Raw genomic sequence first — 13,932 nt, 5'->3', positions numbered from 1 at the left:
TTAAACTCAATTAAAATTAATGGGGGTTCAGGCTGGCTTAACCGTTATATCCAATCATAAATCAACAGACCTAGACTGATTCGGTTGGTGTAATGGTCATAGTCGATAAGGCTTTCGCCATAGCCGTTGTAGTATTGCAAATAGAGTTTAACGGTCTCGTAGACAGGGAAGGCCCAGCTTAGCTCAACAGCTCCTTTGTTATCGCTGGTGCGGAAGTTATTTCGCAACAGGATACTCATTAAATGCCCATCATTTTTATAGCTCAAGCGGTAGTTGCCGTAACCTAGGTATTTATCAATGTCCGGATTGTCATCGTCATCAGCATCTTCTGGTAGTCGGTACCAAGGCTGGATTGATAACAGGAAGTTGCCTTTGGTAAGTTCAAAATTGGCATATATCCGGTTCCAACTGCGGGATAGCGGTTCAGAGCGACCATTGGATTGATGTATCAAACCAAAATCAGTGGCAATCAGTTGAAAGCCGAACACGTCATAATTGGAATAGTAACTGACAAAAACTTCAGGGCTGTAGTTAGTTTCTCGAAACGGTGCGGATTCACCTGAATTATAGAGTTGCCACCATGCAGTTTGTGTATAGCCAAACCACACATCCCAGTTATCTTTGTACAGGTTATCCCAGAGCTTTATTTTGCCGCTTATCTGAAATTTGACCTCGAGGTTATCCATTTCTGAACCGGGCCTAAGCTGTTGCCAGATTTCTTCATTAGGTTTGTCGTTATAAGATGCCGGTAAAATATAGCTGGGCTCATGGGGCGTTAAACGAAACAGTTCTCGTTGGTTAAAGTAATGGCTAATTCCGCTAATGGACATTTCATCCAGATTGAAATCGTCTGGCTGCTTATCTGCAGCTTGTCCATCTGTAGTAAGTGAAGGGCTTTTCATTGAGCGAGAAAGCGAATCATAGCAAGCTAACCGCTCGGTATCGTCAGTAATACTGTGGCAGTCTTGTGCAGCATAGCTTGATACCGGCAGAAAGGTAGCCATTGGCAGTATGGTAAATAAGGGGGATAACTTTAACATCGCTCATCCTTTAGCAAACGTCTGTATCAAACTTAGTTCGAAAAGGAAGGCAATACAAAGCGAAGTGTCTGAAAATTGTCAGAAAAAAACGGGCTAGATAGCCCGTTTTTTCTTTGAATGTTGGTTGCTGATCAGCATTAGCCGATAATAGCACTCATAGCAACAAGGGTAACCAAGCCGCCCATCATAGGAATAGCGGTACGCTTCACCAGTTCAATTGGAGAGATACCAGCAACGCCTGCACAAGCAATAACAACGCCGGCAACAGGTGAGAATGAACGGAAGATGCCTGAAGACAACTGCATTGGTAAAGCAAAGGCGGCTGTAGATACGCCTAGTGTCCCAGCAATTTGCGGAGCTAGATCCGAGAAGCTGAAGAATGGCGCGTTACCCGAACCTGATAGCAGTGCTGTTGCACCGATGATAGTGACCATAACAATGATCATCGGAAGGTAGCCAAGGCCGGCAGTCGATGTTGCACCTAGCAACATGCCGATAAAACCAATGGTGCTCAAACCGACAACGAAGGTTTGTGCAGCAATGATTAGCGATACAACGCTGGCGAATGCTTTACCCATACCATCTAGGAAGATCTTCAATGAAGCCGCCACTTTCTTGCCGTCACGGTTAACGATGAAGTCGCATACCATTGCGATGAACAAGCTAGTGAACATCGCTGTTACAACATCGACTTTAATCCAAGAGATAGCGAAGTTACTGAATGTCAGTAGCATCAGTAGTGGTAGGATAGGAAGAATTGCAAACCACTTAGGCGCCTCAACCGTTTCTTGCTCAACTTCTTTTAGCTCGTGAGTGACGCCATTTTCTGCATCTTTCTTGTCGAACCAGCGCTGGCAGAAGAAGTGAAGAACCGCGATGACAGCCATGATCACCGGGGCAACAACGATCTGGTGGTTAACAAAGTAAGTTGCAGCATCAATACCGATAACTTCCGCAGCTTTCAGCGAGTTTCCTGAGGCTGGGCCAAGGTCCAAACAAGCCGTTGTGGCTAGTACAGCCGCTGTAGAAGCAGGCGTACACCCGATACGTACCAATACTGGGTACATGGCAACAAGGAGTAGCATTGCCAGGCCAACAGCAGATGGGATGAAGATGTTGATGATCTGGCCAAGTACGTAGGTAAGAGCAAGAACAACATAAGGGCTCTTGATCAATGAAAGCGGCTTGGTTGAAACCTGTACCATGGCATTGGCGGCACCAATGTGGTTCATGTAACTAGAGAAACCCGCCACACTCATAATGATCAAACCAAGGTTAGCAACCGTGGATGATGAAAGTGCTTTAATAACAAGGAAAAAGTCAAAAACAATGGCACCAGATGAATTAGTACCAGAAGGCAGGAAATCGCTATTACCGGCAGCGACACCGATAAGGATCATTAATAGACCAGCTGCAAATAGCGCGGCTTGCGTGTTGTATTTCTTAACAATCAAATAACCCGCACCAAATATGATGGGTAGCGATAGCAATGGGATGATCATGTTTATTCTCGCAAAAATAAATAGGTACAGAATGTTGATGGTTGATAATCAAAATATGTATATGAGCGTCATTAAATAAAAATCACCAACAACCTTGAATCTATTTAACATCCCTGTATCAAATGTTGCTCCTGCAACGCATAGATCCATGAATTCCTTGCTGCATCTGACATCTAACTTAACTGCAAAAACGAAGATGTGATTGACGCTAGCATAATGGAAATAGACAAACTGATTTCAAACTTAGAAATTGATTTAACGAATGCCTGACATAATCTTACTGAAAAGAGTTATTGAAAGAAGGAATACGTCATGTTTGTTGAGACCTAGGTCATATTGAGCACTGTAACAAAACATGTCGCGAGATGAATGATGAAATATCAGTAAATGGCTTTGATGTAATTAAAGTAATATAAAAACAAATTAACAATAAAATAAGCGTATTTGTTTTATATTTCACCTAATTGTTAATGATGCTTAATTGATTAAGCGAGAAGGGTAACATTCAGTTCTTAATAGTATTGTCCTAAGAACTTGGTTTATATTCAACTGGTTTCTATTCTGAGGTTGGGTTTTGTGAGGTAGGTTTTTGATTTCTAGTGACGGGGTAACGGTGTGGTGCTATTCGCCTTTGAAATCAACCCGTGATGAAGTTCACAAAAGCTGTTATACTCCGCGTACATGGTGAGGAAGTCGTCTTTAATGGCGGCTTTTTTATTGCTTGATAGACATCATTATTGGAACAGTACATTGATTTCAACAGCTAATATCACAATGCAGTTCGGCGACAAGCCACTGTTTGAGAATATCTCAGTTAAATTTGGTGGTGGTAACCGCTATGGCCTAATCGGAGCGAACGGCTGTGGTAAGTCAACCTTCATGAAAATCCTTGGCGGCGAACTAGAGCAGTCAGGAGGTACTGTTTCACTTGACCCTAACGAACGTATGGCAAAGTTAGGTCAGGATCAGTTCGCTTATGAAGAATACTCAGTGGTTGATACTGTAATCATGGGCCACAAAGAGCTTTGGAAAGTCAAAGAAGAACGTGACCGCATTTACGCATTGCCTGAAATGTCTGACGAAGACGGTATGCGTGTAGGCGACCTTGAGACTGAGTTCGCCGAAATGGACGGTTACTCAGCTGAAGCGCGTGCAGGTGAACTTCTACTTGGTCTTGGTATTCCTGAAGAGCAGCATTTTGGCCTAATGAGCGCCGTTGCGCCAGGCCTTAAAGTACGAGTTCTTCTTGCTCAGGTGCTGTTTGCTGACCCAGACATCATGCTACTTGACGAACCAACCAACAACTTGGATATCCATACAATCAGCTGGTTGGAAGAAGTTCTATTGGCGCGTAACTGCACCATGATCATCATCTCGCACGACCGCCACTTCCTAAACAGTGTTTGTACGCACATGGCTGACCTTGATTACGGTGAACTTCGCCTATTCGCTGGTAACTATGATGAGTACATGATTGCTGCGGAACAGGCTCGTGAGCGCCTGCATGCAGACAATGCCAAGAAGAAAGCACAGATCGCTGAGCTACAAACCTTTGTGAGCCGCTTCTCTGCTAACGCATCTAAAGCGAAGCAAGCGACATCTCGTCAGAAGCAACTTGATAAAATTCAGCTAGATGAAGTGAAAGCATCGAGCCGCCAATCACCGTTTATCCGTTTTGATCAGGAAAAAGAGCTTTTCCGTAACGCATTGGAAGTTGAAGGCCTGAAGCAAGGCTACGGTGACAACATTCTGATCAACGGTGTGAAGATGTTGGTTGAAGTTGGTGAGCGTATCGCGATCATCGGTGAGAACGGTATTGGTAAGTCGACTCTTCTAAATACCCTTGCTGGTGCAATGGAGCCGATGGACGGCATGGTGAAGTGGTCAGAAAACAATAACATTGGTTTCTACGCTCAGGACCACAGTGCTGACTTCGAAGAAGACATGACACTGCTTGAGTGGATGGGTCAATGGAAGAAAGACGGCGACGATGAGCAAACTGTTCGTGGTATTCTTGGCCGTATGTTGTTCTCACAAAATGACATCAAGAAGTCTGTGAAAGTAATTTCTGGTGGTGAGCAAGGTCGTATGCTGTTTGGTAAGCTGATTATGCAAAAGCCAAACATCCTACTGATGGATGAACCAACTAACCACATGGATATGGAATCGATCGAGTCATTGAACCTGGCGCTTGAAAACTTCAAGGGCACCCTGATGTTCGTTTCCCACGACCGCCAGTTCGTATCTTCGATTGCGACACGTATCCTTGAAATTACCAAAGACGGTGTTGAAGATTTCCACGGTACCTATGACGAGTACCTAGCGAAGAAAGGCCTGAACGGCTAAACACGTTACTGGATACATATTGTGATAAAAGCCGCCGAGTAGAGGCGGCTTTTTGTTATATTACGGTAATGAAGCTAACTGCGTTCAATACATAGAAGGAAGAAAAATGAAGATTTGGGTCGACGCTGATGCTTGTCCTAATGTCGTTAAGGAAATTTTGTTCCGTGCCGCGAATCGGGTAGGGGTGGCTGTGACCTTGGTGGCAAACCAGTTTATTCGCGTACCACCTTCACCGCATATTAAGTCAATTCAGGTCGAATCTGGGTTTGATGTAGCCGACAACTACATTGTTCAGCAAGCAGAGCCGGGCGATTTGATCATAACGGCCGATATCCCGCTTGCCGATGAAGTGATCACCAAGGGAGCCCATGCCTTGAATCCTCGTGGTGAGATGTACACCAAAGATACCATTAAGCAGCGCCTTCAAATGCGTGATTTTATGGAAACAATGCGAAGCTCTGGTGTACAAACCGGTGGCCCTGCGCCATTGAGTCAGGCCGATAGGCAGAACTTTGCCAATAAGCTTGATGCGTTTTTGGCGAAGAATCACCGTAAGTAACGGTTACATTAACGCGCAGTATGATTGGGCGGTGAGACTACTCACTCGTTTCACCGTCCTTGTCTGATTTCTCTTTGTCTTGCCCATCTTCAGCGTCTTTATCGCCGTTAGCTTTTTCTTCGTTAGCTTTTTTCTCCTGCTCTTGTTTTTCTTGCTCTTCTTTCTCTTTCTGGGCTTCTTGTTCTTCGAGCACCGCTTTAGGTGTTGATTTCTCTTTCTTTTCCACCCGGTAGGCAAGGGCTAATCCAAACGCTGAATTTTCGTCGGTAACCAACTCTTCAAGTGCTTTGCTGTCGACCTGATCTAATTGGCCCATTTCACTTGCACTGCGCTTGGATTTTCCGATCACTTCATCATCGGGAAGATCAACCATAATGGTGGCGGCTTCAGTTAGGGCAGTTGCGTATTCTTCCGGATCGTTAAGATCGTAATCGGTGATTTTCATATGCTGGCGCAGTTCCAGCGCCCAATTGAGAGCCAGAAAAGGGATTGAAGCGGTTTTGTTGTCTTTGCCATCAGGTTTGGGTGGTTTGTAACTGATGCCATTAAGGAAATTCACCAATGAGAGGTATTTATCATGCTTTAGCTGTTTCATGCCGATGTATTCAGGCAGGTCATCGGGTTTTATCTTTTTCCCTTTCTCATTGACCAACCAAACCTCATTGTCATTGTTCATTTCGGCCCAGAAATCATCGCCGGAACCCAATAGGTTGTGATTGACTTTAACGGTGATTGGTACGCTGGTTCCACCATTGGGCATATCCCAGAATGTCGATAGCAGTGTAAGACCCTCGGTCAGGTAAAGCACTCCTTCTTCTGGGCCAATAACAACGGTACTCAGTACATCAGTATCTTGGCCTGCTTTTCCTGTACATTGATAGGTTTCAGGATCGGTCGGTATGGAATTGTCATCCCACTTTTTAACACCTTTGGCACCGTTAACCCTGCACAGGTCGTTATACATATTCTTGAGATCAGCTTTATATCGCTGCAGGTTGGCAAAGATTTGATCGTAATCGAGGACAGCCTGGGTTGGCAGGAGTTGATCTAAGGGGATGGTAATCGAGTCACCGTTTTCCAGCTCGCTATAGTTGATCTTCTCTGCGTGCAAGAGAGAAGGGGTACACAGAACCGCACCTAGAATAAGTGAGCACCAACGCTGACGATACATAAACACAGCCTCAAACCTTTTTTTAACTCAGTCTAGCAAAGCTGAGCGGAAGCATATGTTTCATCAGTGAGTGGTGTTGCCCCAAGAGGTCAAATAGCCAGTTGGGGCGGAGTAGAAGTGATAATGTGAAGGGTTAGATGCCGAGTTCGTCGAGAAGGTCTAGATCAACCTCTGCTACCTTGGTTTCAGTTTTTGACTGAGGCTGACTTTGCGCGGCTTCGATAATGCTGTCGGGATCGCAGTCTTCAGCTTGGTCAAACTCTTCCAATTGGATGAACTCAGTTTTGTCCATGGCCAGTTCAAGGTAGAAAATGTTGTTCTTATCAGTTGTAAAACTGACGCGCCGCGCCTGAGGGCGGTCTAGGTTAGTATCAACAGACAGTAAAACCTGTTTGTTGAGCGCTAGCATTTTGGGCTGGTTTTGAGTGATTGATACCTGAAGTTCTCGGCGAATTTTACTAGTGAAATCGCCCACTACCTGATTCATCAACTCACCAAGGACATCGGCGACCTCGTCTGACGTATGGTGAATAGCCAGTTCATCTGCCGATATGCCCATTTTGAGCATGTATTCTTGGTAGAGCTCTAAAGCAGCCTGATGAGAAAAGTTGGCGACTACCAGTCCGGTAAAGCCACCATCAAAAAGAACGAAACACCCAATATCTGGCTTTAGGCTGGTCTTATTGATTTTTTGTACCATTGCAGAGTAACTAACTTGACTGTCGGTTGCTGCTGAAAGGACGCTTGAAAATGATTGGCAAAGCTTGAGTAAGATATCGTCGGTAGTGATGACTTTGGTTTTTTTCATTAGGCTAGAGTGCTGCTGTGTATAAGAATGAAAAGTGTGACATTAAAAGCAGATAATTGCACAGCCTATGGCTTAGGGGCTTGAGCTGGTTCACTTTTTCAACCCATAAGCCACGGCTTTATACCCTTGTGGTATTGGCAGAGTTAGGCGAAACGTTGCTCTAGATACTGGATGATATCGTTAGATTCATACATCCAGGTAACATCGCCAGCTTCATCTTCGATACGTAAGCAAGGCACTTTACGCTTACCGCCGCCATTGATAAGGGCTTGCTCATTATCAGGCTTTTTGGCATCAACAGTCTCTAGTGGTAGGTTCATCTTCTTCGCTGCTCGGCGAACCTTGACACAAAAAGGGCAGGACTCAAATTGGTAAAGCGACATCGACTCCAATTCTTTGTCGATGCGTTGTTGCTCTTCAGTGCTGCGTTGCTGAGGCTTGGGAGAAAAAACGGCATTGAGCAATAAAATGAGCTTGCCAAGCACGAGGCGGATTACTTTCATTGTAATAAATTCCTTTAGATTTATAGTCTTTTCATCATACCTGTTTATCAAATGTCAAAAAACCCTGCTTATGTTAAGGCTAATAAGTAAGGCATGTTGATAAGCTTAAGTGTTTGAATTAATAGAGTGTCAATAATGGTATTGAATCAGTGACAAAAAGCGATCCATGTCACTCTGTCGATATTTTAATACAGCTAAAAATATAAAATTCAAATAAAGCCGTTATCATAATCAAGTTGGTAAGCAATCTAGGTCATATCTTGGTGTCATATAACAAGACTGTTTTAATTTGTGATGACTCACGGCTGGTTCATAGAGCGATGCAAAAGTTTTTTAGCGAATATGAAGGCATAGCGCTTTTATTCGCGGAGAATGGACAGCAAGCGCTGGAGCATCTTGCCCAGAATAATATTGATATGATGTTTCTTGACTTAACCATGCCAGTACTAGATGGCTTTGGCGTGTTACAAGAACTGCCTGTTAACAGTTACCCAACCGAGATTATTGTACTGTCAGCAGACGTGCAGCAGCAGGCTATTGAGCGCTGTGTTGATGCTGGTGCTAAATATTTTCTAGCTAAACCTTTCACTAGACCACAAATAAAAGCCACGCTAAAAAAGTTAGGGATAAGCTTAATCCCAAAATGCGATTTTCAAGCAGAGGTAAATAGGCGAGAAAGGAATTCTGTTGCACGAGAAAATGATTATTTATATCAATTTAAAGAAGTTGCCAATATTGCTTTAGGGAGAGGAGCGGCAATTATATCTGATCATTGCGGCGAGTTTATTACGATGCCATTGCCTAATGTTGCAATGTTGGGCAGCGGTGAACTTGAAATGATGATCAGTAATCAGATCCAACGTGCTGACTCTACTGCCGTTGCTCAACGGTTTGTCGGGGGAGGTATCCACGGTGAGGCTCTTGTGTGCCTATACGGTGAAGATATCAGCATGTTTGGTAAGCGCTTGGGGTTTGGCACCTTTGATGCTAAACCGGGCGAAGTCATTATTGATATCGCCAATTTGATGGTTTCTTCGTTTTTAGTTTCTTTGACTGAACAGATGAATATCCCTTTTTCTATTCGACAACCTATTTGCCTTGAAGAGTATATGGTTAGGGGGATTACAGAAATCCCCAATGACCAACTATTTACTATTGAGTACAGCTATCAGTCTGAAAAAATGGATATAGCCTGTGATGTGTTGCTGATGATGGATCACAACTCCACGCAAGTGATTAAACGATTTATGGAGACATTACAGTGAACTATCCAGAGAGCTTATCCGATTTTCACTTGACCGCGCAGGTTATCGACAATATCGATGCCGGTGTAGTAATGCTTGATAGGGAATTTAGGGTCATGACCTGGAATACCTTTATGCAGGCATATAGTGGTATAAGCGCAGACCAAATTATGGGGATGAACTTATTTGAAGCTATTCCTGATCTCCCCGAAGCTTGGTTGAAAAGGAAAATTCAGTCGGCATTTAAGTTGGGAACACGTTCATTTACCTGCTGGGAAGATAGGCCCTATATCTTTAATTTCACCAATTTCAGCCCAGTAACTGGTGGCATGGCAACCATGTTCCAAAACATGACGCTGACACCGCTCAAGGCATTGGATGGGGAGTACCGGCATATTTGCTTAACGATTACCGATGTGTCAGATATTGCCAAGAGCAAAACCCATTTGCGAGAGAGTAACGCTCAACTCACCCACTTGAGCATTACGGATAAACTAACCCAACTCTATAATCGTGGTCACTGGGAGTCTTGTTTATCGGCTGAATTTGAGCATTGTCACTACTTTCAAGCGGTATCGAGTTTGGTTATGTTCGACATAGACCACTTTAAAAAGGTCAATGACACTTATGGTCATATTGCCGGTGATGCAGTTATCAAATCTATTTCCAGTTTACTAAAGAGAGCAAAGCGTCAGTCAGATATCGCTGGGCGATACGGTGGTGAAGAGTTTGGTGTCATTCTTCCCGGTACTAGTTCAGAATTAGCCTTGTACTTTACTGAGCGATTACGCAAACGTGTCGAAGAGTCACTGGTCAAAATGGATATTCGTAATATACATGTCACTATCAGCTTGGGCGTTTGCGAATGGGCACCTTGGATGAAGTCTCATGAGCAGTGGTTGGAGTGTGCAGATAGTGCGTTATATGACTCAAAAAGGCATGGACGAAACCAGTGTACCGTGTATCAATCAACGCCGGAACAATCCGCTATTATGCCTGATGTGTCATAGCTGGCTAAGCCGAAAATTTTAATTTCGCCTATTTTATTGGTCTGATTTGTCATAAAATGACTGCTCATTATGCTTAGGCTAACTATCTGATTATCAAGATCAATGGTTCAGTCTGAATGTGGTTCATTGGAAGAGTAGATTAGATTATGGTTGTTGAATCTGAAGGTTATCATGCACTCATTGAGTACTTTACGGAGCACCTGTCGCTGTTTGAAAATGCAGAAACGGAAGGTTGTAACGAGACAGTGGAAGACGTGGTGACCGATATGATCGCGACCAATTTAATGACTGTTTTTTCGCAAAACCCTGACCTTGAAGCTGATTTCCGTTTCAAGTTAATGCAGGAAGCCGACGCAGTAATGGAAGATTTGAATGAGGTACTCGCCGGTGCGTGGAATCGTTGCCCAACCAATGAGCAAGTCCGCTTCCTTGAGGACTATGTCGGCTTGGTAAAAAACCTATTCGATAGTGCAATAAGCCAAAACGCAAGTTAAATAAAAAGCAGCTTAATGCTGCTTTTTTCCTTTTTATTACCCATATTATTATTCTTTTTGTACATCATTTAATCTGTAGTGCAATAAAATAAGCCGTACCTATTGATATTATTGATTAAATTGATAGTTGAAATCTAATTGTCATATTTATTGAGTAAGTTTGCCATCAAGATGTCGTGCCATTAATACGATGAAATAGTGACATTAAACTAATATGTTTCTGTTTTATGGGTGACACAGACCGTCAAGATACTGGCTGAACTTAATCAGGGATATGATCAGCATGAAAAACCAGCTGCGGGGCAAAACACGCCTCTCCATCGTTGCCTCAATCCAAATCGTCTTTATGCTACTGGTCGCGACCGGTGGTTTACTTTCTTATTTTGGCAATAATGGCCTGAAAAATGTTGCCCAGGAATTTGAGATACTCAGCCATCAGGCGCTACCTGTGACGATGAATAGTAGTGTTATTGTTCGGGCATCGTTACAGTCCGCACAGCACCTTAGTGAAATAATTAATAGTTCCTCGATTGATGAACTTGATAGGGCTTCTCAGGCTTTTGAGGCTGAACAGAAAACAATGGCTGTAGCCTTTGGTGAAATGCAGCGCCTAGCTGACAATAACCGATTAGGCTGGCTAACGAATGATATAAGCATCTTGAGTGCTCAGGCTGAACAGGTGGGGACGACGGCCGCAGTACTTTATCAATCGCAACAAGATATTTTGATCAATCAAAATAAAATTGAATCCGATAAAGCGATGATGAATTACGCCGTTTCTTCTGTACGTGCAGAGATGAGTCGGGTCGGCACAGAAGTGTTTGCTAATGATTTGGAAGGCCTCAACCATGTGACTAATTTCGTGAACCATTCACTAGAAATGGCAAGCCATCTAATGGCATTGATGCTCGAGAGGGATTTGTCGAAAGCGGAAGGTATTGTTCGAAGCCTGCAAAGTACTAATTTGTCGGGAATGAAATATGCGTGGCGTGAAATGAATCGCCTTGATCCAAGCATCTCTGATTATACGAGTGTTGTTGTTCCTTTTACGATGGTGACAGAGCTTTTCAATGACAACGGTATCATTGCCTTGCAGCTTCAGACATTAGGGTTGCAGGAAGAACAAGCCGTAAAAGTACAAGACGCGCAGCAGCAAATTGGCTCTATGGCTTCGCAAATTAACACGTTAACAGATGGGGCCAATAGGTTAGTCGAACAAGGTGAAACTGGCGTAATGCAGGCGAGTGAAAATGCGATGGCATTATTTATTACCTTCAGTATTGCAGGCTTAGTCGTCGCCATTATTGCCAGTGTCTGGATTAGCCAATCGGTAAAACGTTCTCTGCAAAAAATTGACCGTGTCGTTAAGGCAACGAGTAACGGTGATTTAACCGTTAAGGCCACTCAGGATGCCCCGAAAGAGTTTGCCGTTTTGGCAGGGCTGCTCAATCAGTCGAACCTCAATAATAGCCAGACATTGGGGCAACTTGTCGCAAACAGCCACCAATTGAGTACGGCTGTAGAAACCAGTCAGAAGGCGGCGTCCCAATCGCGCATTGCAATCAAAGATCAGAGCGACGAACTCACCGCCATTGCGACAGCGATTACTCAGCTTGAAGTGTCTATCAAAGAAATTGTTGCCAGCACCTACGAGTCAGAGCAAGAGGCTAAGCAGGCCAATGATATGGCACAGCAAGGTGTTGATATTATTGATGAGAGCACGTCTCGTCTACGGCAGTTGGATGCGCGTTTTGCAGTGAATGAGACTCGCATGAAAGAGCTTGATAGCCATGTTGATAAAATCACTGAAGTGGTCGAACTGATCAGTGCGATTGCTGATAATACTAATTTGCTAGCACTAAACGCAGCGATTGAGGCCGCACGTGCGGGAGATCAGGGAAGGGGGTTTGCCGTAGTTGCTGATGAAGTCCGTAAATTGGCCAGTGAAACCAATATGCAGACCGCGTCTATACGCAACACCATCAATGAGCTCCATAAGGCAGCCCAGGATGTGAATGATGCTATGGTTGTCAGTCGGGAGGAGATGACCTCTTCGATAGATTTGAGTAGTGAAGTCCAAGCATCAATCCATCAGATCAAATCGATGATTGCCAGTATCAATGACAAGGTGATCGCGATTGCTGCAGCCACTCAGCAGCAGGAAAATGCCTCCATTGAAGTCGGACACAGTGTTGAGCAGGTTTCGTTGAAAGCACAGACAAATAGCCGAGAGCTTAAGACGCTGGTGGAGCAAGCCGGTATGGTATCGGATGTCGCTCACCAGCAGCAGGACTTGTTGTCTAAGTACCGATTACAGTCATAACAGCGAATATTCATTGTAATCAACACAAACGCCAGTAAAATGCTGGCGTTTTTTGTTTTTAGGTAAAGCTGCTATGCGAATCCATGCTGTCCATAAGTTATATGATGAGCGTCTTGCTCGTTCTACTCGTCCATTCCTCGCCCGTGGAGGTAAAGTAGAGCGCTGCTTATTCTGCATGTTACGAAAACACTTATGTATCTGCTCCAGCAAACCTGAAATTTCCTCTAACGCCGCTTTCCTGTTGGTGATGTATGACGATGAGATCCTTAAGCCAAGTAATACTGGCCGTTTAATCGCCGACTTATTTGAAGATACTTATGCCTATATTTGGTCTCGGACAGAGCCAAACCCAGACATGTTAGCTTTGCTTGAAGACCCACAATGGCAACCATACGTCGTTTTCCCTGCAGAATATGCCGCGCCGGAGCGCGTTGCTGAGCAGGTGGCGATGGAGCCGGGTAAGCGTCCATTATTCATCATGCTTGATGGCAGTTGGGCAGAGGCTAAGAAGATGTTTCGTAAGAGCCCCTATTTGAATCGGTTCCCTGTATTGTCAATTAACCCAGAGAAACCTTCTCGTTATAAAGTGCGAGAAGCGTCAAAAGAAAATCAGTTAGGTACTGCTGAGGTTGCGGCGCGGATTATTGACCTGTTCGGTGAACAAAAGAATGCAGATGTATTGGATTTGTGGTTTGATGTTTTTCGTGAAAACTACATGACAGGCAAGATGAACCGGGCCTTGCCTGATGATAATGCGATCATCCACTTACGTGAATATATGGCGAGTTACGCCTAAGTCGTAGCATTGTGCAAGTGTATGATGTTGTGGTTAAAATTATGCAACATTTTGATGTTTCTTTCAGCAAACGCGATAGATAGCACCATACATCCCCGCTAAATCTGCACCTCGTCACAGTCTGTAGGTGTAGATA

The 13,932-nt window shown here is 44.1% G+C and carries 12 protein-coding genes; 7 read left to right on the top strand and 5 right to left on the bottom strand.

Annotation, left to right across the window (positions count from 1 at the left end):
• Positions 1 to 44: 44 nt before the first annotated feature.
• Entirely contained in the window at positions 45 to 1,040 is a 996-nt protein-coding gene (locus C9J01_RS11745; RefSeq protein WP_107298317.1) for a phospholipase A, read from the bottom strand.
• Positions 1,041 to 1,177: 137 nt separating this feature from the next.
• Positions 1,178 to 2,539, bottom strand: a complete 1,362-nt coding sequence (gene dcuC, locus C9J01_RS11740; protein WP_107298474.1) for a C4-dicarboxylate transporter DcuC — start codon at positions 2,537 to 2,539, stop codon at positions 1,178 to 1,180.
• A gap of 753 nt (positions 2,540 to 3,292) precedes the next feature.
• On the opposite strand from dcuC, the gene C9J01_RS11735 reads away from it, so the two are divergent.
• Together C9J01_RS11735 and C9J01_RS11730 are read left to right on the top strand one after the other, a co-directional pair.
• Positions 3,293 to 4,888, top strand: coding sequence for an ABC-F family ATPase (locus C9J01_RS11735; RefSeq protein WP_107298473.1), 1,596 nt, complete (start codon positions 3,293 to 3,295; stop codon positions 4,886 to 4,888).
• A gap of 106 nt (positions 4,889 to 4,994) precedes the next feature.
• Entirely contained in the window at positions 4,995 to 5,447 is a 453-nt protein-coding gene (locus tag C9J01_RS11730; RefSeq protein WP_107298316.1) for a YaiI/YqxD family protein, read from the top strand.
• A 37-nt stretch (positions 5,448 to 5,484) separates the two neighbouring features.
• On the opposite strand, the gene C9J01_RS11725 is transcribed toward C9J01_RS11730, so the two are convergent.
• The 3 genes from C9J01_RS11725 to C9J01_RS11715 all read right to left on the bottom strand — a co-directional run bounded on the left by C9J01_RS11725 (position 5,485) and on the right by C9J01_RS11715 (position 7,929).
• Positions 5,485 to 6,618 carry a ParB/Srx family N-terminal domain-containing protein gene (locus C9J01_RS11725; RefSeq protein WP_107298315.1) on the bottom strand — a complete coding sequence of 378 codons (1,134 nt, stop codon included), beginning with the start codon at positions 6,616 to 6,618 and terminating at the stop codon, positions 5,485 to 5,487.
• A 133-nt stretch (positions 6,619 to 6,751) separates the two neighbouring features.
• On the bottom strand, positions 6,752 to 7,426 hold the full coding sequence (locus C9J01_RS11720) for a DUF3334 family protein (protein WP_107298314.1): 675 nt from the start codon (positions 7,424 to 7,426) through the stop codon (positions 6,752 to 6,754).
• A 143-nt stretch (positions 7,427 to 7,569) separates the two neighbouring features.
• Positions 7,570 to 7,929 (bottom strand): glutathione S-transferase N-terminal domain-containing protein, encoded by a 360-nt coding sequence (locus C9J01_RS11715; RefSeq protein ID WP_107298313.1) that lies wholly within the window; start codon positions 7,927 to 7,929, stop codon positions 7,570 to 7,572.
• 263 nt (positions 7,930 to 8,192) lie between these two features.
• Here C9J01_RS11715 and C9J01_RS11710 point away from each other — a divergent pair, with 263 nt between their 5' ends.
• The 5 genes from C9J01_RS11710 to C9J01_RS11690 all read left to right on the top strand — a co-directional run bounded on the left by C9J01_RS11710 (position 8,193) and on the right by C9J01_RS11690 (position 13,796).
• A complete protein-coding gene (locus C9J01_RS11710) occupies positions 8,193 to 9,194 on the top strand; it encodes a response regulator (RefSeq protein ID WP_107298312.1) in 1,002 nt (333 codons plus the stop codon).
• Complete coding sequence (locus C9J01_RS11705; RefSeq protein WP_419686833.1) at positions 9,185 to 10,183, top strand: sensor domain-containing diguanylate cyclase; 999 nt, start codon at positions 9,185 to 9,187, stop codon at positions 10,181 to 10,183. Before C9J01_RS11710 ends, C9J01_RS11705 begins: the two co-directional genes overlap by 10 nt.
• 146 nt (positions 10,184 to 10,329) lie before the next feature.
• Positions 10,330 to 10,677, top strand: coding sequence for a DUF3802 family protein (locus C9J01_RS11700; RefSeq protein WP_107298310.1), 348 nt, complete (start codon positions 10,330 to 10,332; stop codon positions 10,675 to 10,677).
• Between the two features lie 283 nt (positions 10,678 to 10,960).
• Positions 10,961 to 13,000, top strand: a complete 2,040-nt coding sequence (locus C9J01_RS11695) for a methyl-accepting chemotaxis protein (RefSeq protein ID WP_237156945.1) — start codon at positions 10,961 to 10,963, stop codon at positions 12,998 to 13,000.
• Positions 13,001 to 13,073: 73 nt separating this feature from the next.
• A complete protein-coding gene (locus C9J01_RS11690; RefSeq protein WP_107298308.1) occupies positions 13,074 to 13,796 on the top strand; it encodes a tRNA-uridine aminocarboxypropyltransferase in 723 nt (240 codons plus the stop codon).
• Positions 13,797 to 13,932: the final 136 nt, after the last annotated feature.

It is taken from the genome of Photobacterium rosenbergii (assembly GCF_003026455.1).
GTDB lineage: Bacteria > Pseudomonadota > Gammaproteobacteria > Enterobacterales > Vibrionaceae > Photobacterium > Photobacterium rosenbergii.
Note: the sequence above shows the minus strand (reverse complement) of the source record. Positions and strands in the feature narration are given on the sequence as shown.